At 46.1% G+C, this 22549-nt stretch carries 17 protein-coding genes, 1 tRNA gene and 1 pseudogene; 5 read left to right on the top strand and 14 right to left on the bottom strand.

What is annotated here, in order from left to right; genetic code table 11:
• Window positions 1-37: 37 nt before the first annotated feature.
• The 5 genes from E4V70_RS03380 to E4V70_RS10910 all read left to right on the top strand — a co-directional run bounded on the left by E4V70_RS03380 (window position 38) and on the right by E4V70_RS10910 (window position 3057).
• Window positions 38-847, top strand: coding sequence for a substrate-binding domain-containing protein (locus tag E4V70_RS03380; RefSeq protein ID WP_232037810.1), 810 nt, complete (start codon window positions 38-40; stop codon window positions 845-847).
• Window positions 840-1613 carry a 4Fe-4S binding protein gene (locus E4V70_RS03385; RefSeq protein ID WP_122861870.1) on the top strand — a complete coding sequence of 258 codons (774 nt, stop codon included), beginning with the start codon at window positions 840-842 and terminating at the stop codon, window positions 1611-1613. The genes E4V70_RS03380 and E4V70_RS03385 overlap by 8 nt, the downstream gene beginning before the upstream one ends.
• A complete protein-coding gene (locus E4V70_RS03390) occupies window positions 1613-2440 on the top strand; it encodes a radical SAM protein (protein WP_122861869.1) in 828 nt (275 codons plus the stop codon). The genes E4V70_RS03385 and E4V70_RS03390 overlap by 1 nt, the downstream gene beginning before the upstream one ends.
• Before the next feature lie 261 nt (window positions 2441-2701).
• A complete protein-coding gene (locus E4V70_RS10905) occupies window positions 2702-2911 on the top strand; it encodes a type 2 periplasmic-binding domain-containing protein (RefSeq protein ID WP_232037811.1) in 210 nt (69 codons plus the stop codon).
• Entirely contained in the window at window positions 2908-3057 is a 150-nt protein-coding gene (locus tag E4V70_RS10910; protein WP_232037812.1) for a type 2 periplasmic-binding domain-containing protein, read from the top strand. The genes E4V70_RS10905 and E4V70_RS10910 overlap by 4 nt, the downstream gene beginning before the upstream one ends.
• 370 nt (window positions 3058-3427) lie before the next feature.
• Here E4V70_RS10910 and accA read toward each other — a convergent pair whose 3' ends face one another.
• The 14 genes and pseudogenes from accA to rpoB all read right to left on the bottom strand — a co-directional run bounded on the left by accA (window position 3428) and on the right by rpoB (window position 22525).
• Window positions 3428-4369, bottom strand: a complete 942-nt coding sequence (gene accA, locus E4V70_RS03400) for an acetyl-CoA carboxylase carboxyl transferase subunit alpha (protein ID WP_122861868.1) — start codon at window positions 4367-4369, stop codon at window positions 3428-3430.
• Window positions 4369-5577 carry a beta-ketoacyl-ACP synthase II gene (locus tag E4V70_RS03405; RefSeq protein ID WP_122861867.1) on the bottom strand — a complete coding sequence of 403 codons (1209 nt, stop codon included), beginning with the start codon at window positions 5575-5577 and terminating at the stop codon, window positions 4369-4371. Before E4V70_RS03405 ends, accA begins: the two co-directional genes overlap by 1 nt.
• A 19-nt stretch (window positions 5578-5596) precedes the next feature.
• The gene (gene acpP, locus E4V70_RS03410) at window positions 5597-5830 is read right to left on the bottom strand and encodes an acyl carrier protein (RefSeq protein ID WP_002953553.1); all 234 of its coding nucleotides are present in this window, start codon (window positions 5828-5830) and stop codon (window positions 5597-5599) included.
• Window positions 5831-5910: 80 nt separating this feature from the next.
• Complete coding sequence (gene fabG, locus E4V70_RS03415; RefSeq protein ID WP_122861866.1) at window positions 5911-6654, bottom strand: 3-oxoacyl-ACP reductase FabG; 744 nt, start codon at window positions 6652-6654, stop codon at window positions 5911-5913.
• Window positions 6655-6752: 98 nt separating this feature from the next.
• Window positions 6753-7112 carry an MmcQ/YjbR family DNA-binding protein gene (locus E4V70_RS03420; protein WP_122861865.1) on the bottom strand — a complete coding sequence of 120 codons (360 nt, stop codon included), beginning with the start codon at window positions 7110-7112 and terminating at the stop codon, window positions 6753-6755.
• Window positions 7109-7711, bottom strand: a complete 603-nt coding sequence (locus E4V70_RS03425; RefSeq protein WP_122861864.1) for a DNA-3-methyladenine glycosylase I — start codon at window positions 7709-7711, stop codon at window positions 7109-7111. Before E4V70_RS03425 ends, E4V70_RS03420 begins: the two co-directional genes overlap by 4 nt.
• 369 nt (window positions 7712-8080) lie before the next feature.
• On the bottom strand, window positions 8081-9637 hold the full coding sequence (locus E4V70_RS03430) for a flavocytochrome c (RefSeq protein WP_122861863.1): 1557 nt from the start codon (window positions 9635-9637) through the stop codon (window positions 8081-8083).
• A gap of 429 nt (window positions 9638-10066) precedes the next feature.
• Window positions 10067-10143 (bottom strand) — tRNA-Arg (locus E4V70_RS03435).
• Window positions 10144-10246: 103 nt separating this feature from the next.
• On the bottom strand, window positions 10247-12325 hold the full coding sequence (gene fusA, locus E4V70_RS03440; protein WP_122861862.1) for an elongation factor G: 2079 nt from the start codon (window positions 12323-12325) through the stop codon (window positions 10247-10249).
• A gap of 12 nt (window positions 12326-12337) precedes the next feature.
• Window positions 12338-12808, bottom strand: a complete 471-nt coding sequence (rpsG, locus tag E4V70_RS03445) for a 30S ribosomal protein S7 (RefSeq protein ID WP_002947591.1) — start codon at window positions 12806-12808, stop codon at window positions 12338-12340.
• A gap of 75 nt (window positions 12809-12883) precedes the next feature.
• Entirely contained in the window at window positions 12884-13291 is a 408-nt protein-coding gene (gene rpsL, locus E4V70_RS03450; RefSeq protein WP_004322129.1) for a 30S ribosomal protein S12, read from the bottom strand.
• A gap of 99 nt (window positions 13292-13390) precedes the next feature.
• A pseudogene (locus E4V70_RS03455) lies at window positions 13391-13781 on the bottom strand (DoxX family protein).
• Between the two features lie 106 nt (window positions 13782-13887).
• Entirely contained in the window at window positions 13888-18396 is a 4509-nt protein-coding gene (gene rpoC / locus E4V70_RS03460; RefSeq protein ID WP_122861861.1) for a DNA-directed RNA polymerase subunit beta', read from the bottom strand.
• Complete coding sequence (gene rpoB / locus E4V70_RS03465) at window positions 18389-22525, bottom strand: DNA-directed RNA polymerase subunit beta (protein ID WP_122861860.1); 4137 nt, start codon at window positions 22523-22525, stop codon at window positions 18389-18391. Before rpoB ends, rpoC begins: the two co-directional genes overlap by 8 nt.
• Window positions 22526-22549: the final 24 nt, after the last annotated feature.

Here is a 22549-nt window from a genome sequence, read left to right on the forward strand (position 1 = left end):
AGATAGACGAATCTCGTCGCGGCTTTTTAAAGGAGCTTTGGCGGCTGCCGCCATCGCCGGACCTGAAGCGATGTTCGCTGGCTATACGCCGTTTAAGCCAGGTTCCCTGCAGGTTTGGTCGTGCGGAGGATTGTCCGAAGCATTTAACGAGCTAAACGCCATTTATGAGTCAAGAACGGGACATAATATCCAATACACCGGCGCCTTTGCGGGTGCGCTCGGAAAGTCGCTGCTAGCCTTGCAGGGCAAGACGGAGGTTTTCGGCGCCCGCGTTTTGGAGCTCTCTCAAAAACTGCGCAAGGCTGGGCTTAGCCTTCGCTTTAGACCGCTATGTTTTACCGACTACGTTTTAGTAGTGCCAAAGGGCAATCCCGCGGGCATTCGCGACTTAAAGGATTTGGCAGAGCCAGGCGTAAGGGTGATGCTGCCGCTAAGGGCATCGCCTCCTGGTAGCGGACCGGTAAAGGGAATTTTGAAAAATTCAGGTCTTACCGAGTCTGTTATGAAAAATATGGTCGCCAACGGCTCATGCGTCATCCAGATGATGTGCGATCTCGTAGATGGCAAGGGCGATGCGTCCATCATCGAAAAGCGCCTAACGACGCACGATAGGTTTAAAGACAAGATCGAATATATGCCTATCGACGAGAAACTAATTCCGCCCGGTCCGCTTACCTTTACGCTAAATATCATGAAGTACGTAAAGGACGAGAAGCTGGCCGACGATTTTGCGGACTTCGTCTGCTCCGTGGAGGGGCAGGAAATTTTCGAGCGACACGGCTTTACCTCCATCCATTCGGCGCGCGGGCTTGAACTCATAGAAAGGTTTGGTGTAAAAGATGTTTAGTATAGTAAATATGGCAAAGATGAAAAAAGTCTCTAGGCTAACTAAAATTCGTCGCTTAGTGCAGCTGATTTTTATCGGCGCGATCGGGCAATGGGCGTATTACGGAATTTTTAGATGTCCTTTTATAGTGCCTTTCGTAAACTGCCAATCCTGTCCGATCGTCACGTGCTGGGGGCGGATCGCGACCGTATTTTTCGGATTTTGGCTGTTTATACCTGTGCTGGTTATTTTCCTTGGGCGCGCGTTTTGCGGCTGGCTTTGCCCGGGCGGATTCGTAAATCAAATGCTAGGTAAATTTGCTATTTTTAAGCTTAAAATTCGCAATAAAAAGCTTAGATTTGCGCAGATAGGCATGGTTCTAGCCGTTTTGCTTAGCGCGGGCGTGTATTTTATCTACGGAAACCCCCGAGTTATGATCCCTATTCGCACCAGCGACGAGTACCTAAACGCCGTTATCATGTCCTTTAAATTTTCCGACTGGTACTGGGCGGTTCGCACTGCCGTCGTCGTAGCCCTCATCGCCGCATCCTTGATCGTCGCAAATTTATGGTGCCGCTTCGCCTGTCCTAGCGGCGGCATAATGGAGCTGTTGCGTAAAATTTCAATATTTCGCGTTTATAAAACGAGCGCCTGCGATAACTGCAACGCCTGTTTGCGCAAATGCGAAATGGGCACGAGACCGGACGAGATGAACTGCACGAACTGCGGCGATTGTATGGATGTTTGCCACGCGGACGCCATAAAATTCGGAAGGAAAAAAGATTGATGAATTTTTATACTCGGGCATTTTTAAATAATCACCCTTGTTTTAATAAAAAAGCGTCCGCCGCCTACGGGCGCGTGCACCTTCCCGTAGCGCCGCATTGTAATATACAATGCAATTTTTGCAACCGCATCTACGACTGCGCAAACGAAAATCGCCCCGGCGTAACGGCAAAGGTGCAGAGCCCAGACGAGGCCGTAAGATACGTGGAGAATCTATTTAAATTTAGACAAGATATCTCGGTCATCGGTATCGCAGGGCCCGGAGATCCTATGTGCGATGCCGACAAGACTTTGTCTACCTTTGAAAAATGCAAAGCCCGCTTCCCTCACGCCCTGCTTTGTCTATCCACAAACGGTCTATCTTTGCCCGAGCACGTGGATGATATCGTGCGCATCGGCGTGAGCCACGTGACGGTAACGGTCAATGCCGTAACGCCCGAAGTGGGCGGCAAAATTTATGCGTGGGTACGCCACGGAAATAGAATTTACCGCGGCGAAGAAGGCGCTAGAATTCTTCAGGCGTGCCAAGAGGAGGGTATTCGCAAACTAAAAGAAGCCCGCATGATCGTCAAAATCAATACTGTCGTAATCCCTGGCGTAAATATGGATCACGTCCCCAAAATCGCGCAAAAAGCCAAGGAGTGGCAGGCCGATATCATGAACTGTATGGCGATGATCCCCGTGCATGATACCCCTTTTGCAAATATCAAATCGCCATCAAATGAAGAAATTCGCGGCATGCGCAAGCTAATCGGTGGCTCAATGGCACAGATGACTCACTGCAGCAGGTGCCGCGCCGATGCATGCGGCAAGCTTTGCGAAGGTTAAGGGCTTTGGGTTACGGCGGATTTTGTCGGCTTTTATCGGTCTGGTAAATTTAAATTTATATCGCGGTCGCGATTTTAAAGACGAACTAATGAGCTACGACGCCGAGATGGCGAAAGTCGTCGCGGACAAACTAGGACTAAAGCCTAAATTTATCGAAGCCTCGCGGGACGCTATGTTGGCAGCGTTTGACCCAGACAAAGCAGACACCGTGTTTAACCAGCAAGCATCACCGAAGAGCGTAAGAAAAAGTGCGACCACTCTGTGCCCTACACGAACTCATACTCGGCGATCATCGTACGCGAGGACAACGACGATATCAAGAGTTTCGACGATCTAAAGGGCAAGCGCTCCACGCACTCGGTAAATAGCATGTGGATACCGACCGTTGAAAAATACGGAGCAAAACTCGTCGTAGCCGATAACCCAAGCGACCAGATAAATCTCAAATCACCAAGCGCGCCGACGACATGATAGACGACGCTGCGATGTTCTACGACTACAAAAAGCACCCAAAAACCCCGATAAAGCTGATAAAAGCGGGTGAATGTCCGATGTACACGGCCGCAATCGTGCATAAAGGTAACGCCGAGCTACTAGAAGCAATAAAAAAGCATTAAACGAGCTACGAGCCGAAGGCAAATTAAAAGAAATATCGATGAAATATTTTGATAAGGATATTTCGGAATAAATTTAAAAGCGGCGGGCGGGTAAATTTAAAATTTGCAAATTTAAAATTTATGTAGCCAAATTTATTTTTCAAACTATCTTTTGACTCAAATAGATTTTTTAAATACTATTTTATAATTTTTCTACATAACATAAAACAGGTATTTTGACACCAAGAAGTCGTTAAACTAAATTTAGTAAGATTATTTTTGGTTATAGGGATATTTTGCGTAAGACTCGTGCAAATTTGAATAATTCGGAAATAAATAAGCAACTTACAAAAAGTTCAAGAAACTTTTTGTAAGAGTGCCATTTTTAGCGCTATTTGCCCTCTTCAAATGCGCCTGCAGATAAGATTTTAGCTATTCTAGCATTTAAAAGCTCATCCACTTTTAGCTTTTCAAGTTTATCTAGCTCGGTTATAAAATAGCTTGCGAGGGCTTTTACGGCAGTCTCTTTATCTCTGTGAGCGCCGTTTATCGGCTCTTCTATGACGTCGTCTATCAAATTTAAGCTTTTTAGATCGTCGGCGGTTATTTTCAGCGCTTTAGTGGCTTGCTCTTGTTTTGACGGGTCGTTCCAAAGTATAGCTGCGCAACCCTCCGGCGAGATAACCGAAAAAACTGAATTTCGCATCATGGCTAGCTTGTCGGCTACGCCTATGGCTAGAGCACCGCCGCTTCCGCCTTCACCTATAACGACGGCTATCATTGGAGTTTTTAAATTTGCAAATTCAAATAAATTTCTAGCTATCGCCTCGCTTTGACCGCGCTCCTCAGCTGCAACGCCAGGATATGCGCCCGGAGTATCTATTAAAAATAGTATCGGGAGTCCGAATTTCTCAGCCATTTTAGCTACCCGCAAAGCTTTACGGTAGCCCTCTGGATGAGGCATGCCGAAATTTCTTTTTAGTTTATTTTTGGTTCCTCGACCCTTTTGCTCGCCTATAACGACGACTTTTTTAGAGCCTATATAGCCGATAAAGCAAACTATTGCCGCATCGTCGCGATACGCTCTATCGCCGTGAAGCTCATAGTAATCCCTCATCATGCCTTTGATGTAATCAATAGCATACGGGCGATCCGGGTGACGAGCCAAAGCAAGGCGCTGAAACTCGTTAAGATTTTTGTAAATTTTAGCAGTTTCTTTTTCTAAATTTTTATTTAGAATTTCTACCGCATGTTCATCGCCGCGAATCCTCGCATTTGCGATATCATCATCTATTTGCTTGATACCTTGTTCAAAGTCTAGATAACTTGCCATTATATCTTCTTAAATATAATAGAGCCATTCGTACCGCCGAATCCAAAAGAGTTACTCATAACGGCGTTTAGCTCAGCTTTTCTAGCCACGTTTGGCACATAGTCTAGATCGCACTCCTCGTCTTTGGTTGCGTAGTTGATAGTAGGCGGTATAAGGCCTTCTTGCATAGCCATTATGGATACGACGGCCTCTATCGCGCCAGCCGCACCAAGGCAGTGTCCCGTTTGCCCCTTAGTAGAGCTAACCGGAGGTACATTGCCGCCAAAAAGAGCTTTAAGGGCTGCAGTTTCGTTTTTATCATTTGTCGGCGTCGAGGTGCCGTGTGCATTGATGTAGTCGATCTGCAAATTTCCAGCCATTTTCAAGGCTTTTTTCATCGCAGAAAGCGGTCCTTCAAGTGAAGGCGAAGTTATGTGATACGCATCGCCGCTCTCGCCAAACCCTACTATCTCGGCATAAATTTTAGCCCCTCTAGCCTTAGCGCTTTCATACTCTTCAAGTACGAGCGCGCCGCTTCCTTCACCCATTACAAAGCCGTCTCTGTCTTTATCAAAAGGCCTTGATGCCGTGTGCGGATCGTCGTTTCTAGTAGAAAGCGCCTTCATAGCCGCAAATCCGCCGATGCCTACGCCGCAAACCGTAGACTCGGAGCCTACGACTAGCATTTTTTGCGCTTCATCGACCATAATGGTTTTAGCCGCTTCGATGATGGCGTGAGTAGATGCCGCACATGCCGTTACGCTAGAGATATTGGGCCCTTTTAAGCCGTGCTCTATCGAAACTATGCCACCAAGCATATTCACTAGCGCAGAAGGTATAAAAAACGGAGAAATTCGTCTTGAGCCTTTTTCAAGCAAGATATTAGAGTTTTTTTCGATATTAGGCAAGCCGCCTATGCCGGCAGCCGAGCTAACGCCGAAATTTTCAGCGTCGAATTCGCCGAAATTTGCATCAGCCATGGCCTCTTTAGCAGCCTTTAATCCAAGCTGGATAAATCTATCGACTTTTTTGACCTCTTTAGCGTCCATCACGCTAAGCGGGTCAAAGTCCGTTATCTCGGCAGCAATCTGAACTGGAAAATCGCTCGCGTCAAAAGAGGTTATCTTTTTTACGCCGGTTTTACCTTCGCAGATAGCCTTAAATGAACTATCTTTGTCGAGCCCTAAAGCGTTGATCATCCCAATCCCGGTTACTACGACTCTTTTCAAGATCTCTCCTTACAAAAACTTATTTGTTTAGTTTCTCGATGTAGCTTACGACGTCGTTTATAGTGATCAGCTTTTCAGCGTCGCTATCAGGTATCTCTACCTCAAATTTCTCCTCAAGAGCCATAACTAGCTCAACCACGTCAAGCGAGTCTGCGCCTAGATCCTCGATAATCTTAGACTCAAGTTTTACTGCATCCGGAGCCACGCTTAGTTGCTCAACTACTACGTCTCTTACGTCATCAAATATTGCCATTTTCTTCTCCTAAAAATAAAAATTTCGTGATTTTAATATATTTTAGCTTAAACTTTCGCAAAAACGTAAAATTTACGCGCTTACATATATAGTCCGCCGTTGATCTTTAGCGTCTCGCCCGTGACATAGCTGGCGTGATCGCTTAGCAAAAACGCCACGGCTTCGGCCACTTCGCTAGCGCTTCCGAATCGCTTTAGCGGGATGTTGTCGCTGTAAGTTTTTTTGATCTCGTCACTTAGCTCGCTCGTCATATCCGTCTCGATAAAGCCTGGAGTTACGCAGTTGAAACGAATATTTCTCCCCGCACCCTCTTTGGCGAAGCTTTTGTTCATCGCGATCATTCCGCCCTTGCTTGCAGCGTAGTTTGCCTGCCCGGCATTGCCCATCTCGCCCACGATCGAGGCTACGTTTACGACGGCGCCGAAGCGTTTTTTGCTCATTACTTTTAGCGCCTCGCGGCATCCGATAAAGGCCGAGGTCAAATTTGCGCCTATCACGCTAGTAAAATCTTCCGTCTTCATGCGAAGCGCGAGCTTGTCGTTCGTGATACCGGCGTTATTTACGAGGTAGCTTAGCTCGCTGTCGGCGTCCGCGATCAAATTTATAGCTTTTATAAACTCATCCTCGTCCGTAGCGTCAAATTTAACCACCGCGGCCTGTCCGCCGTTTGCTACGATCTCAGCTTGCAATGCATCGGCGATTTCGGGCTTTGAGCGATAGTTTATCCAGACTTTTAGTCCCATTTGCGCCAGGGTTTTGGCTATCTGCGCGCCGATACCGCGGCTAGCTCCCGTGATTAGCACGTTTTTTCCGCTAAATTTCATTTTTTCTCCTTGATTTTAAATTTGACCCGCATTTTATCAGACGAAAGCTAAAAAACCGATTTCTCGGCGCAAAACCCGCTGGCGTAAATTTTAGCCAGCTATCTTGTAAGCTCAAAGCTAAGATCGATCAGATCCTCCACCTGCTCGGGCGCGATTTTGGAGCTTAAATTTACGCTGATCCAGTGCTTTTTATTCATATGATATGCGGGCAAAATTTGATCTGCGTCGCGCAGGATCGCCGCAAGATCGGGCTTACATTTTAGATTTAGGATTTCTAGCGCCTCTGTGCTTTTAAGCCCTAGCTTGCCGCCGTCCACGCGCATAAAAACGGCGAACCATTTTTGATTTTTCGCGTGGCGAAACACGGCAAATTCCGGGTGTTTGTCAAATATCCGCTCGCCCTGAGCGCCGAATTTCTCCTCGATGTAGCTAAAAATCCGCTTCCGTGCGGGCATCATCTGCCTCCTTTGCAAAAGCAGGCGTCCAGATGATCGTCCACTACGCCCGCGCTTTGCAAAAACGCATAGACGCTCGTAGGCCCCAGAAATTTAAACCCGCGCTTTTTCATCTCTTTTGCAACGAAGTCGGCAAGCGGCGTGGTGGCGGGGATCTGCTTTATATTTTCGTAGTGATTTATGATGGGTTTGCCCTCAAATTTGGGATCAAATTTAGGCAAAAGATAGCCCCAAAGATAGTCGTAAAAGCTGCCAAACTCGCTTGCGACGGCGAGGAATGCGCGGGCGTTTGCGGCAAGCGAGTTTAGCTTCAGGCGGTTTCTGATGAGTGCAGGGTTTTGCATAAATTTTGCCGTCTGCTCCTCGCCGTAGAGCGAAATTTTATGCGCGTCAAATCCGTCAAACGCCGCCCGCATCGCCTCGCGCTTAAGCAGCACGGCATGCCACGAGATGCCCGCTTGAAAGCCCTCCAGCACGATGAGCTCGAAAAATTTCGCATCGTCTTTTATGAGTTTACCCCACTCCTCGTCGTGATATACGCGCTCCAGCTCGCTTTTCTCTGCCCAGTCGCAGCGGATTTTAGGTTTTTGAGTATTTTGCAAATTTGACCCCTTGTTCGTATAAATTTGAGAGATTGTAGCGAAATTTGGGTTAAGAAAGATGGTGGAAAATCAAATTTTACTCGGCAAAATTTGATTTAAAAATTCGGTAAATTTGAAAGTGATTGAAACCGTTTTTACAAAATTTAAAAGCACCGCAAGCCGAATTCTCGAAATTGAATCTTAAATTTGGCTTGCGATACGAAATAGTATTTGCGAGTATTTTGAGATGGATTTGAATGTTGTGCGGAAAATTTTGTCCAAGATAGAACACGCGGTTCATCGTAGGACAAAATTTTCAAACTCATTCAAAACCAGCGAAGCGACGCCTTGGGCGTGGTTTCTGTAAAGACGCTCAAAAGACGCCGCAAATTAGCCTATATTCTCTCCCGCAATCATACCAAACGTTAAGCAGTCAGCTATCGCCACGCTACCTAAGCGGCTAGCTCCGTGTACGCCGCCGGTGATCTCGCCTGCTGCAAATAATCTTGGGATAGGCATCTCTGTTTGTAGAGAGATGACCTGGGCTTTGGTATTAATATCGATACCGCCCATAGTGTGGTGGAGTTTTGGCGTACCGCGCATAGCGTAGAACGGCGGTTTAGAGATATCTACGCCGTTTGTGGTGGTTTTATCCATAGGTTTACCAAAGTCCTCGTCTTTGCCCGATTTAACGAAGCTATTATATCTCTCGACGGTCTTTTTTAGCTCTGCGGCAGGGATTTTATAAGCCGCCGCTAGCTCGTCTAGAGTTTCAAATTTCTTTAGTACGCCTGATTCCAGCGGTTTAGTGTAGTGTTCAGGTATGACCATATTTTTTACGCCATCAGAGTCGCAGAAGTTGATCGGATAGATATCGGCTTTTGCGTCGATTACTTTAAACATAGCTTGAGAGCGGGTGCGGCGGTCTGCTAGCTCGTTCATGTAGCGTTTGCCGGTTCTTGGATCGACTGAGATACCGTAGCGGAAGCTTCCGTTTACGTTAAACATAGAGCCTACGCCAAAGCCTTTTTCATCAGGGCATGCCCATGGACCGAATTGTATCCAGCTAAGTTGCACTGGGGTAGCGCCGATCCTAAACGCCTCTTTCATAGCGCCTGCGGTTGCGCCCGGGTGGTTGGTGCTATCCGTAGTAGGCAGGATTGAAGGGTCTTGAACCTGTCTAAAAAATACGTCGCGGCAAAATCCGCCCGCAGCTAGCACTACGCCTTTTTTAGCTTTTATAACTTTTTTAGTTCCGGTAGTGTTTTCGGCGTCGTCTTTTTGGCTCTTTGGATCAAATTTATAATCCTCTCTGATGATCACTCCGTCTACGCCGCCGTCTTCGCCAAGGACGAATTCGTCAAATTTAGCTCTTTGTCTTAGCTCGCAGCCTTGTAGGTTTTTGAAGTATTCTACCATCGGCTGAACGATACCCGAACCCGAGCCGTTAGCGGTCTGAAGCGATCTAGGTACGCTGTGTCCGCCTGCGTGAGTAACTTTATCTATATATTTAGCGCCGCATTTTAGAGTTAGTTTATATGCGTCTTGCGCGCGAGTAGCGATGGTATCGATGAGGTCTACGTGGTTTAGGCCGCGGCCCGCTTTTAGGCAGTCTTTGATAAATAGCTCGTTGCTATCTTTGATGCCTTCAGCTTTTTGTTTGTCGCTGTTTGGAACGGCAAATATGCCGCCGTTGATAACGGAGTTACCGCCGACGCGTCCCATCTTTTCTAGGATTAGGACTTTGTTGCCTTTTTCGGCTGCAGTGATACCCGCCGCAAGTCCGGCAAAACCGGAGCCCACGATAACTACGTCCCACTCCTCGTCAAATTTGACGTCTTTAGAGTTTACGGCTGCTTGCGCATTTACTCCGCCTAGAGCTAAAGCTCCGGCACCTACCATACCTAACTTAACAAAATCTCTTCTTGAAACGTTTGAGTTTTTCATAGCTTCTCCTTAAATTTACTTAGCTATTACCTGTAAATCTTTAATTTACGACTCTACTCTAAATACCTTTATTACTCTTGGCGTCTTTTGGGCGTCCTCCTTAGATTAAATTTATTTTAGCTAGTGTTATTATAGGACTTAACTTTAAAGAATAAGCTTAAATGAAGGTGTAATTTATAATTTATTAGTAATACTTAAAGATTTATTTAGCCTCAAAACGTGATTATATCGGGGTAGAGTAGAGCTAAAATAAATTTGAATTTTATGCGGTTAAATTTGGGGTGGGGTGTGGGAATTTAGAGACAGAAGAGTTGGCTTGGGTGGAATTGGGGATAAATTAGAATTTTTTGGAAATGGGTAGGCGGAATTTGAGGGCGCCGAATATTTTATCAGGAAAAAGGAAAGTAAAAATTTGAGAATACTTTTCGGTGGTGTCCCCAACAGGATTTGAACCTGTGGCCTCAGAATTAGGAATTCTGCGCTCTATCCAGCTGAGCTATGAGGACAGAAAATATATTAAATTTGCAAAATAAAAGCCATTTTAATCGCAAAGGCTAAAATGTGGATTAAATTTAAAGGCGAGGATTTAACATCCCCGCCAAATTCGGCTTAGCCGTTTCTTTTCTTAATAATCTCTTCGCTAACGTTCTTTGGAACTTCCTCATAGTGGTCAAATTCCATAGAATAAGTCGCGCGACCTTGCGTCATAGAGCGAAGGTCCGTAGAGTAACCAAACATTTGGGCTAGCGGGCAGAAAGCCGTGATAATCTTGCTTCCGTTTCGCTCGTCCATAGAGTTTACCTGTCCGCGACGTTTGTTTAAGTCGCCGATAACGTCGCCCATATAATCCTCAGGCGTCTCAACCTCGACCTTCATCATAGGCTCAAGGATAACCGCACCCGCTTTTCTAGCGCCCTCTTTGAAGCCCATAGAAGCAGCAAGTTTAAACGCCATTTCAGACGAGTCGACTTCGTGGTAGCTACCGTCAAATAGCGTAACTTTAACGTCTTCGACCGGATAGCCGGCAAGTACGCCGTTTTGAAGCGCTTCTTTGCAGCCTTTTTCAACCGCAGGGATGTACTCCTTAGGAACTACGCCGCCTTTAATGTCGTTAACGAACTCAAATCCGCTAGCCGCAGGTAGCGGCTCAAGGCGCAAGAATACGTGTCCGTACTGACCGCGACCTCCTGATTGTTTGGCGTATTTATACTCTTGCTCGACTGTTTTGCGGATAGTCTCGCGGTACGCGACTTGCGGTTGACCTACTTCGGCATCGACTTTAAATTCGCGTAGCATTCTATCTACGATGATCTCAAGGTGAAGCTCGCCCATACCGCTGATGATGGTTTGACCGCTCTCTTCGTCGGTACCTACTCTAAAGCTTGGGTCTTCTTGAGCTAGTTTTTGAAGCGCGATAGCCATTTTTTCTTGGTCGGCTTTAGTTTTTGGCTCGACGGCAACGCTGATAACCGGCTCAGGGAAGTCCATCTTCTCAAGGATAACCTTGTCTTTTTCGCTTGCAAGCGTATCGCCGGTTAGGGTATTTTTTAGACCTACGACCGCGCCGATCTCGCCCGCGTGAAGAATCGAAATTTCCTCGCGTTTGTTTGAGTGCATTTTTAGCAAGCGACCGATTCTTTCTTTATTATCCTGAACTGTGTTGTAAGCATAGCTACCGCTCTCAAGACTACCGCGGTAAACGCGGATAAAGGTAAGCTGTCCGACGAACGGGTCGGTCATAATCTTAAACGCAAGAGCCGCAAATTCGCCGTTATCGGTGCTTTCTACCGTTACTTCGCTACCGTCTTCATAAACGCCCTTAATCGCCTCGATCTCGTCCGGAGCAGGCAAATACGCTACGACTGCGTCAAGTAGCGGCTGGATACCTTTGTTTTTAAATGCCGTTCCGCAAAGCATCGGAGTTATCGTCATTCTTAAGCAGCCTGCTTTGATCCCTTTTTTAATCTCCTCTTCGCTTAGCTCCTCGCCCGAGAAAAATTTCTCCATCAAACTATCATCGGTTTCAGAAACCGCTTCGATCAACTTAGTGCGGTACTCTTCGGCTTTTTCTTTTACCTCTGCAGGGATTTCTATCTCTTTATAGTCGGTCGGCTTTTTGTCGTCTTCCCAAACGTAAGCTTTCATCTTAACAAGATCGACCACGCCTCTAAAGTTATCCTCTGCACCGATAGGAATTTGAATAGGCACAGGATTTGCTTTTAGGCGGTTTCTGATTTGAGACTCGACGTTAAAGAAATTTGCGCCGATTCTGTCCATTTTGTTTACGAAAACGATTCTTGGGACGTGATATTTATTTGCTTGTCTCCAAACGGTCTCAGACTGAGGCTGTACGCCGCCGACTGAGCAGAATACCGAAACAGCACCGTCAAGAACGCGCATAGAACGCTCGACTTCGATAGTAAAGTCGACGTGGCCCGGAGTGTCGATCAAATTTATCTGGTGATCTTTCCAAAAGCAAGTGGTCGCCGCAGACGTAATCGTAATGCCGCGCTCTTTTTCTTGCTCCATCCAGTCCATCGTAGCAGCGCCGTCGTGAACCTCACCGATCTTGTGGCTCATACCCGTAAAGAACAAAATTCTTTCGCTGGTCGTAGTTTTACCGGCATCGATGTGAGCAGCGATACCGATGTTTCTAACCATATGTAAAGGGGTTTTTCTATCTGCCATACTAGCCTCCTCTTACCAGCGGTAGTGAGCAAACGCTTTGTTAGCTTCTGCCATTTTGTAGGTGTCTTCCTTCTTCTTGAAAGACGCGCCTTTTGAATTTGCCGCATCAAGTAGCTCGTTAGCTAGCTTGTCGATCATGGTTCTTTCGCTTCTTTTTCTAGCAAAACCGATGATCCAGCGGATAGCAAGAGCTTGTTGGCGAGCCGGGCGAACCTCTACCGGTACTTGGTAGGTAGCGCCGCCGACGCGACGAGATTTAACCTCCATAAGAGGCTTAATGTTTTCGATAGCATCGTTAAATACGTCTATACCTTTTACGTCGCCGCTTTTTTTCTCGATAGCTTTGATAGCGCCGTACATGATCTCGGTAGCGACGCTTTTTTTGCCGTCGTACATAAGAGAGTTAATAAATTTAGTGATTACCTTATTGCCGTAAATTGGATCCGGCATTACTTCCCTGACGGGAGCTTTTCTTCTTCTCATTTGATTATTCCTTCAAATTTTATAAATTTTACTCAAACCTATGCCGCTAATGGCATGGTCTGCGAACCTAAATTTTTATTTCTTTTTACCCGCTGCGGCTGCTGCTTGACCAGGTTTTGGACGTTTAGCGCCGTATTTTGAGCGAGAAACTGTTCTTTTCGCAACGCCGGCTGTATCAAGAGCGCCGCGTACGATGTGGTATTTAACGCCCGGCAAGTCCTTAACACGACCGCCGCGCACTAGCACGATGCTGTGTTCTTGTAGGTTGTGGCCTTCACCGCCGATATAGCTGATCACTTCAAATCCGCTTGTAAGCCTAACTTTGGCAACTTTTCTCAAAGCCGAGTTTGGTTTTTTAGGAGTCGTAGTATAGACCCTGGTGCAAACTCCTCTTCTTTGAGGACACTCTTTTAGCGCTGGAGATTTTGACTTAAAAGTCACTTTCTTGCGCTCTTTTCTGACCAATTGATTAATGGTTGGCACAGTAATTCCTTTCGACTAAATTTATTAAAAAGACTTGATTTTATTTAAATTTGGCTTAATATAAGGTAAATTTCATCTTTAAGGCCGAGTTTTATCATGCTAATCTTTTCTAATCGCGTACTTTCCGCTTCCGCTAAAGATAATGCAAAGCGATAAAGCGATGTAAAGATATAAAATTTCGGCCTTAAAGCCGCCGGCATTTGTAAGCTCTAGTAAATTTCCGAGTCCGTGATAGGCGTACATTATCGTTAGGCTCATGCCGATAATGAGCAATGCTGCGATCCTTGAAAATATCCCTAGAATTATCATTAGCGGCGCAACAACCTCGCCGACATATGAGCCGTATGCAATAATCTCAGGCAAGCCGGCTTTTTGTTAAAATACTTTTTACGCCGCCTATGCCGTGTAAAATTTTAGCAAAGCCGTGCATAAAAAGACAGATACCAAGCCCCAATCTCGCAAATAAAATTCCCAAATCGAAATTTTTCATTTTTACTCCAAATTTTCAAATTTAAAGGATTGATTTTATCTGATTAGTTTTAAAGCGAGGTAAATTTAAGCCCCGCCGAATTTGGCGAGGCTTGTGGGGTTAAATTTTAGTTTTGTTTTAGCTTGATCTTTTGATCTTGATAAAGACCCGTTCCGACAGGGATCATGCGTCCTAGAATGACGTTTTCTTTTAGATCCTCGAGGTGGTCGATCTTGGCTGCGATCGAAGCCTCGGTTAGAACCTTGGTTGTCTCTTGGAACGATGCGGCCGAGATCACGCTATCGCTTCCGATAGCAGCACGCGTAACGCCTAGCAAAATAGGCTCGGCGATCGCAGGATTGCCGCCCATTCGCATTATGCGCTCGTTTTCTTCCTTAAATCTCGTTCGAGAGATCATATCGCCGGTGATGAAATTCGTATCGCCGCTATCGACGATCTTAACCTGGCGAAGCATCTGAGAAACTATGATCTCAATGTGCTTATCGGCGATCGCAACGCCTTGAGAGCGGTAAACTTGCTGAATTTCGCTGATCAAATAATAGTGCAGCGCCTTTTCGCCCAAAATTCTCAAAACGTCGTGGCTTGATATTAGTCCGTCGGTTAGCTTCTCGCCGGCGTGGATAAATTCGCCGTCGCGAACTTGAATTTGACGAGTTTTGTCTATCAAGTACTCGGCAGTAGCGCCGTCGTCGGCCTCGATCACGATGCGTTCTTTAGAGCGAAGCGGTTTTTCAAACCTTACGGTGCCGTCGATTTCAGCGATGATAGCCGTATTTTTCGGACGTCTAGCCTCAAATAGCTCGGATACGCGCGGCAAACCGCCCGTGATGTCTTTCGACTTCGCGACGGCTTTAGGCGTCTTAGCTAGGATATCGGCTTGCTTCACCACTTCGTCGTTGGCTACGAATATCGCGGTTTTTGGCTCTAGCTGATAGCGGATCATTTTGCCATCATCGGTGCTGATAACGATCGTAGGCTTGATGCCCGAAGGTAGATACTCGTTGATAACTAGACGGCTCTGGCCGGTCGCCTCGTCGTACTGCTCGGCGGCGCTATAGCCTGGCTCGATATCCTCGTACGTAACCTTACCTGCAGCCTCGGCGATGATCGGCGTAGAGTACGGATCCCACTCGGCTATGACGGTTTTTTCTTGGCTTTCCGGCTCAGAGATAACTGCTTTGCTATCCACGATATCGCTATCGTTTGCTTTGATGATAGAGTTTCGCGGGATATAGTAACGAACCGCTTCTCTATCGTCCTCGTCGGCAACTACGACAAATAGTCCTTTTTCGGTTACGACGTGGCCTTTTTTGATATTTCTTAAGCGCTCTAAATAATCGCCTTTTAAGATATAAAATTTAAGCACGCCGTTTGCACCTGCAAGGATTTTCTTAGCGATCGGCTCGCCGTCCTCTACCTTTATCTCGCTGGCAAACGGGATACGTTTCGGTACGTTCCAGCCCTCTTTGATGACCTCTGCGATACTCTCGTTCTCTTTGACTGAGTCGCCATCGGCATAAGGGATGTAAATTTTACCCTCTACCTTACCGCTAACGCCGGCTAGCTCGTTAGGTTTCGCTAGGTCGCCTCTTCTTAAAGTATATTTTACCTCTTCTTTTTTACCTTTTACGATGATATTTACGTCCTCGTGAGCAACCTCGATCTCGATCTTTCCGTCAAACGGAGCTTTGATCTTAGGCTCGACGAGTAAGACGGCTGAGTTTCTGCGATTTGCTACGATTCTCTTGCCGCCGTTTTCATAAACGTTTAGATTGTAGTATCTTATAAAGCCCTCTTTTTGCGCAACAACTTGGTAGTCTTGCTGCTCAGTCGATGCCGTACCGCCGATATGGAAGGTTCTTAGCGTTAGCTGAGTACCGGGTTCGCCGATAGATTGAGCCGAGATGATACCGACGGCTTCACCCGGTTTTACCAGCTTTCCTTCACCCAAATTCACGCCGTAGCATTTTGCGCAAACGCCTTTTGCGGCTTTACAAGTTATCGGCGTTCTTATACTTACCGATTTTATACCTGCTTCGGTTATCGCTTTGGCTTTTTCTTCGTCTATTAGCGTACCTTCGCTAAATAGCACTTCGTTTGCTATCGGATCGATCACGTCGTCGGCTAGCACGCGGCCTAAAATTCTTTCTTCCAAACTCTCGATAAGCTCGCCGTTGTCGGTGATCTCGGTGATCTCGACGCCCTCGTGAGTACCGCAGTCGTGCATAGTGACTTTTACGTTTTGCGCGACGTCGATTAGCTTTCTGGTTAGGTATCCGGCGTTCGCCGTTTTTAGCGCGGTATCCGCAAGACCTTTTCTAGCGCCGTGGGTTGAGTTAAAGTACTCAAGAACGTTTAGACCTTCGCGGAAGTTTGATATGATCGGCGTCTCGATGATCGAGCCGTCAGGCTTCGCCATAAGGCCGCGCATACCGGCTAGCTGGCGAATTTGCGCTGCAGAGCCTCTTGCGCCGCTATCGGCCATCATATAAATAGAGTTAAATCCACCCTTATCTCCCTGGATGAGCTTCATCATCTCGCCCGCGACGACGTTGTTCGTATCTGTCCAGATGTCGATGATTTTATTATATCTCTCGGAGTCAGTTAGCAAGCCCGCGCCGTATTGATTTTGTATCTCACGAACTTTTTTCTTGGCTTCGTTGATATATTTTTGTTTGCTGTCAGGCACGATGATATCGGCGATAGAGATCGAGATACCGGCCTTGGTCGCATATCGGAAGCCCAAATTTTTAAGCTTATCCAAAAATCCCGCCGTTACCTCAAGGCCGCCGTTTTTATAGACGTAATCGACCAAATTTGCGATATCTTTTTTCTTCATAACCCTGTTCCACATATTCTCAGGAACGAAATCAGGCAGAATCGAGCGGATGATAAGGCGACCCGCAGTCGTAAATAGCGTCTTGCCGTCAATCATCGTTTTGATTTTCGAGTGTACCTCTAGGCAGTGCGCTTCCTCGGCAATCATTACTTCGTCTACGGATGCAAAAATTTTATTAGCACCCTTGCTGTCGGTCTTTTCTAGGCTTAGGTAGTAAATTCCCAAAACCATATCCTGGCTAGGAACCGTGATAGCCTTACCGCTTGCAGGAAGCAAGATGTTCATCGAGCTAAGCATCAAAATTTTGCACTCTGCGATAGCTTCTTGAGATAGCGGCACGTGAACAGCCATCTGGTCGCCGTCGAAGTCCGCGTTAAATGCGGCGCAAACTAACGGATGTAGCTGGATAGCTTTGCCCTCGACGAGTACCGGGTGAAACGCCTGGATAGATAGTTTGTGAAGCGTCGGAGCGCGGTTTAGCATAACCGGGTGATCTTTAACGACCTCCTCTAGGCACTCCCAAACCTCGTTCGTCTTATCCTCGATCATCTTTTTGGCTTGTTTTACGGTCGTAGCGTAGCCCTTCTCCTCAAGGCGAGCTAGCAAGTGCGGCTTAAATAGCTCAAGAGCCATTCTTTTCGGTAGTCCGCACTGATCCATACGTAGTTTTGGTCCGACCACGATAACCGAACGACCGGAAAAATCCACGCGCTTACCGAGCAAATTTTGACGGAAGCGGCCTTGCTTACCTTTAATGATCTCAGAAAGCGATTTTAGAGGGCGTTTATTTGCGCCTTTTACCGCATTTGCGCGTCGTCCGTTGTCAAATAGCGCATCCACGGACTCCTGAAGCATACGCTTTTCGTTTCTGATAATAATCTCAGGCGCATCAAGCTCCATAAGGCGTTTTAAACGCGCGTTTCTATTTATAACGCGGCGATACAAATCATTTACGTCAGAAACCGCAAATTTACCGCCGTCAAGGCTAACTAGTGGACGAAGATCCGGCGGAAGGACAGGTAAATTCGTAATCATCATCCACTCAGGACGGTTACCGGAATTTAAAAAGCTCTCAACGACTTTTAGTCTTTTTACTATGGTTTTTTTCTTGGCTTCCGAATTTGTCGCGCTGATCTCATCTTTTAGGGTATTTAAAAGCTCGATCAAATCGATATTTGCTAGTAAATCGCGGATAACTTCGCCGCCCATCCTAGCTCTAAATCCGCTCTCTTCAAAGCGAGAAGCCAGGGAAACATACTGCTCTTCGTTTAGAACGTCGAAAATTTCTACCTTTTTGCTATTTTCGGTATCGTAAAACGCGTCGCCAACGCTCTCGACGATATACGCCTCGTAGTAAAGCACGCGCTCAAGGTCTTTCATCTTTATACCGAGCAACGTTCCTATGCGGCTTGGAAGCGAATTTACGTACCAGATATGCGCTACAGGAGTCACGAGCTCGATGTGGCCCATTCTAGAGCGGCGCACCTTTGAGCTAGTTACCTCGACGCCGCACTTTTCGCACTTGATGCCTTTATAGCGCATTTTTTTATACTTACCGCAAAGGCACTCGTAGTCGCGAATCGGGCCGAAAATCTTAGCGCAAAATAGACCGTCGCGCTCAGGTTTTAGCGTGCGGTAGTTTATGGTTTCGGGTTTTTTGACCTCGCCGTGGCTCCATGACTTTATCCTCTCAGGGCTAGCCAAACGAAGCTGAAACGCTTCAAAATCGCGCGGTCTGCGTTCTTCTTTTATCTCAATAGGTTTTAACTCACTCATTATTTTCATCCTCATCGTATATCTCGACATCAAGCGCCAATGATTTTAGCTCGTTTGTTAGAACGAAAAATGTCTCAGGAATGCCAGTTTCAGGCACATTCTCGCCTCTAGTTAGGGCTTTATACGCAGACAAGCGTCCTTCGACGTCGTCTGATTTGACCGTTAGCATCTCGCGAAGCGTATGAGCCGCACCGTATGCCTCAAGCGCCCAAACCTCCATCTCTCCGAATCTTTGTCCGCCAAATAGCGCCTTACCGCCGACCGGCTGCTGAGTAACAAGGCTGTATGGTCCCGTACTTCTAGCGTGGACTTTTTCGTCGACTAGGTGGTGAAGCTTTAGCATATACATACATCCGACGTTTACGCGCTCCTTAATCTTTGAGCCCGTGCGTCCGTCGTAAAGCTCGGTCTTGCCATCCATATCTATCTTAGCTAGCTCAAACAGCTTCATTAGCTCATCAACCCTTACGCCCTCAAATATAGGCGTGGCAAATTTGACGCCGTTAGCCCAGTCTCTAGCATAGTCTAAAAGTAGGTCGTCGCTCATTTTGCCTAGAGTCTTTTTGGCATCCATAAATTTAGACGCTGAAGCTATCTCGATCATCTTGGCTCGTAGCTCTTTAACCCACTCGCCTTTTTTCTCTTGGAAAATTTGATTTATCTGCTCGCCCAAGCGATAGCCGACAAGGCCCAAGTGGCTTTCTAAAATTTGACCGATATTCATACGGCTAGGAACGCCCAGCGGATTTAGTACGATATCGACCGGTTGGCCGCTCGGTAGATACGGCATATCAACCTCAGGGACGATGTTTGAGACGATACCTTTGTTTCCGTGGCGACCCGCCATCTTATCGCCCACTTTTAGCTTGCGCTTGGTGGCGATATAGACTTTAACGAGCTTAACTACGCCGCTTGGCAAGATGTCGTCTTTTTCTAAAATTTCCATCTTCGCATCATGCTCTTCTTTGAGCTTTTTCTTCTCGTTTTGGAAATGATTTTTTATGTCGTCGTATGATTTTTGAACGTCTTTTGAAAAGCCTTTAACGATCGCGCTTAGAGTAAAGCGGTTGATGTTTTCAAACTCTTCTTTATCGATCTTCTCGCCCTTTTTATAGGTTTTTTTACCGATAGTTTGAGCCGAGCTCAAAGGCGTTTTGCAAAGCAGAGCGCCCACTTTTAGCATCTCTTCGCGGTCTAGCATCAAGAGTCTATCGTGGTGTTCTTTTTCAAAAGCCGCCTTTTCTTCCTCATAAACTTTATTTGAGCGGCTATCTTTTTCATGGCCCTTTTTGGTAAAAATTTTAACGTCTACTACGACGCCTTCCATTGACGCAGTCGCGTAAAGGGATTTGTTTACCACGTGGCCAGCTTTTTCTCCGAAAATCGCGCGAAGTAAGCGCTCCTCAGGCGTTGGCTTAACCTCGCCTTTTGGGGAAACCTTGCCGACCAGGATCATGCCGGGTTTTACTTGCGTGCCGATTTTTATTATACCGCTATCATCTAGGTGAAGCAGATCTTCTTCTTTGATATTCGGGATATCTTTAGTAATCTCCTCAACGCCGTCTTTTAGCTCGCGCGCCTCGATCTCTTTTTCGTAAATATGCACGCTCGTAAACGCATCCTCTCGGATCATTTTTTCGCTGATTACGATCGCGTCCTCGTAGTTATAACCGTTCCACGGCATGAAAGCTATAAGGGCGTTTTTACCGATAGCTAGCTCGCCGCGCTCCATAGACGGACCGTCGGCGATGATCTGCCCGGCCGCTACGCTTTCGCCTTTTTTAACGATAGGGTGTTGGGAGAATGTCGTATTTTGGTTGGTTCTTAAATTTTTCTCCATCGAGTAGTGATCGATATATGGACCTGCCTCGTCTTCACCGAGGATAAAGATATTTTTATTGTCCACCTTTTCAACCACTCCCGCGCGTCTAGCCTTGATCGCCTCCCATGCGTCGCGAGCTACGGTGCTCTCCATGCCCGTACCTACGATAGGAGCGGATGAGCGAAGTAGCGGTACCGCTTGGCGTTGCATGTTTGATCCCATTAGGGCGCGGTTTGCGTCATCGTGCTCCAAAAACGGAATAAGCGATGCCGCAACGCCGGCTATCATACCTGAGCAAAGGTCGATGAGTTTAACATCCTCGCGTTTAGCCAGTATCATCTCGCCGTCTTGTCTAGCTTCGATCAAATCCTCTACTATATAGCCGCTCTCGTCAAGCGCGGTAGATGCAGGAGCGATAACCAAATTTTCCTCTTGAGTTGCCGTTAGATAGACGATTTCATCGGTTACCCTACCATCTACGACTTTTTTATACGGAGCTTCGACAAAGCCTAGGTTATTTACCTTTGCATAAGTAGAAAGGGTGTTGATAAGACCGATGTTTTGACCCTCCGGAGTCTCTACCGGACAAATTCTGCCGTAGTGAGTCGGGTGAACGTCGCGCACTTCAAAGCCGGCTCTATCTTTAACAAGACCGCCTTCGCCTAGCGCCGAAAGTCTGCGTTTATGAGTAACTTCGCTAAGCGGGTTGGTCTGATCCATAAACTGGCTCAACTGACCGCCGGTGAAAAATTCCATTATCGTCGTGGTTATCATTTTTGGATTAACCAAATCGTAAGGCATAATCTCTTCGGTATTACCCAGCGTCGTAAATTTATCTCTGATAGCCTTTTGCATTTTTACAAAGCCTAGGTGAAGCTCGTTTGCCAAAAGCTCGCCGATAGAGCGGATACGACGGTTGCCGAGGTGATCGCGGTCGTCGATATGTCCTTGTCCGTTTTTGACCTTTATCAAATATTTTGCCGTTTTTATAATGTCTTCATTGGTTAAAACCGTTACGTATTCAGGTACTTCAAGTGCCAGCTTGTGGTTCATTTTCATACGGCCAACACCCGTCAAATCATATCTTTCAGGATTAAAGAATAGATCATTTACGAAAGCGCGAGCAGCGTCTTTGACAACCGGCTCGCCTGGACGCATAACTTTATAAATTCTTATCGCCGCAAGATCGTTTTCGTCATCGACGTTTTCGGTTTGACGTAGTAGTTTGAGCGTCTCGTTATCGGCAATAAATGAATTTATGATAGCGTCGTCCACGCCTGCCGCTAGGTCGTTTGCTATCTCGATACTCTCTTGATCAGCCAAAATTTTAACCAATTTATTTTCATCAAGCTGTGCAAGAGTATCATAAAGCACCTCGCCGCTGTTTTTGTCAATAACCGGGTGAGCCAAAAACCTATTTACCAAAATTTCAGTCGGATATTCGACAAATTTGACGCCGTCAGCGATGATCTTATCAGCCTTTTTCTTGGTTAGTCTTTTTCCGGCCTCGTGTAAAACATTGCCTTCTTCGTCTTTTATGTCGTATTCAACCCTGCCCTGATAATCATCTGGGTTAAATGGCGTCAAAAATTTATTATCTTTTATTGTTAAAGTTTGTATAGGATAAAATAACTTGATAATATCTTGTTTTTTATATCCAAGCGCTCTAAATAGGATAGTTACCGGCACTTTTCTGCGCTTGTTGATACGCACATAAAGTACGTCTTTTGTGTCGTATTCAAAATATAGCCAGCTACCGCGGTCAGGAATGATTTGAGCCGTATAAATAAGCTTATTTACTACTGTCGGGCTTTCCTCTTCTTTAAAGATAACGCCGGGACTTCTGTGAAGCTGATTAACCACGACACGCTCGACGCCATTAATAATAAATGAAATTCTATCCGTCATCAAAGGAATTTCGCGAACGAAAATTTCCTGCTCTTTTATATCTTTTATACCGATCTTCTCGCCTGTTTTTTCATCTCTCTCGTGAACGATCAGCCTTATTTTCATTTTTAAATTTACAGAATAAGTAAGCCCGCGCTCCATGCACTCTCTGATCGTATATTTTGGTTTTCCGATTTCAGAGCTTACGTATTCCAAGCTTAAGCGGTTTTGTGGATCGTGTATAGGAAATATTGATTTGAAAACTTTTTCTATACCGCTTTCGCCTTGATTTTTATCTACGTTTAAAAACTGGTCAAAACTCTTTTTTTGTAATTGTAGTAGGTTAGGAACATCGATCTCTTTGGCAACATTTGAAAAATCAACCCTAAGACGATTTCCTGAGTATAAACTATTTAGCATATTCTACCTCATGGTATAAGTTTG

It is taken from the genome of Campylobacter showae (assembly GCF_900699785.1).
Classification (GTDB): domain Bacteria; phylum Campylobacterota; class Campylobacteria; order Campylobacterales; family Campylobacteraceae; genus Campylobacter_A; species Campylobacter_A showae_D.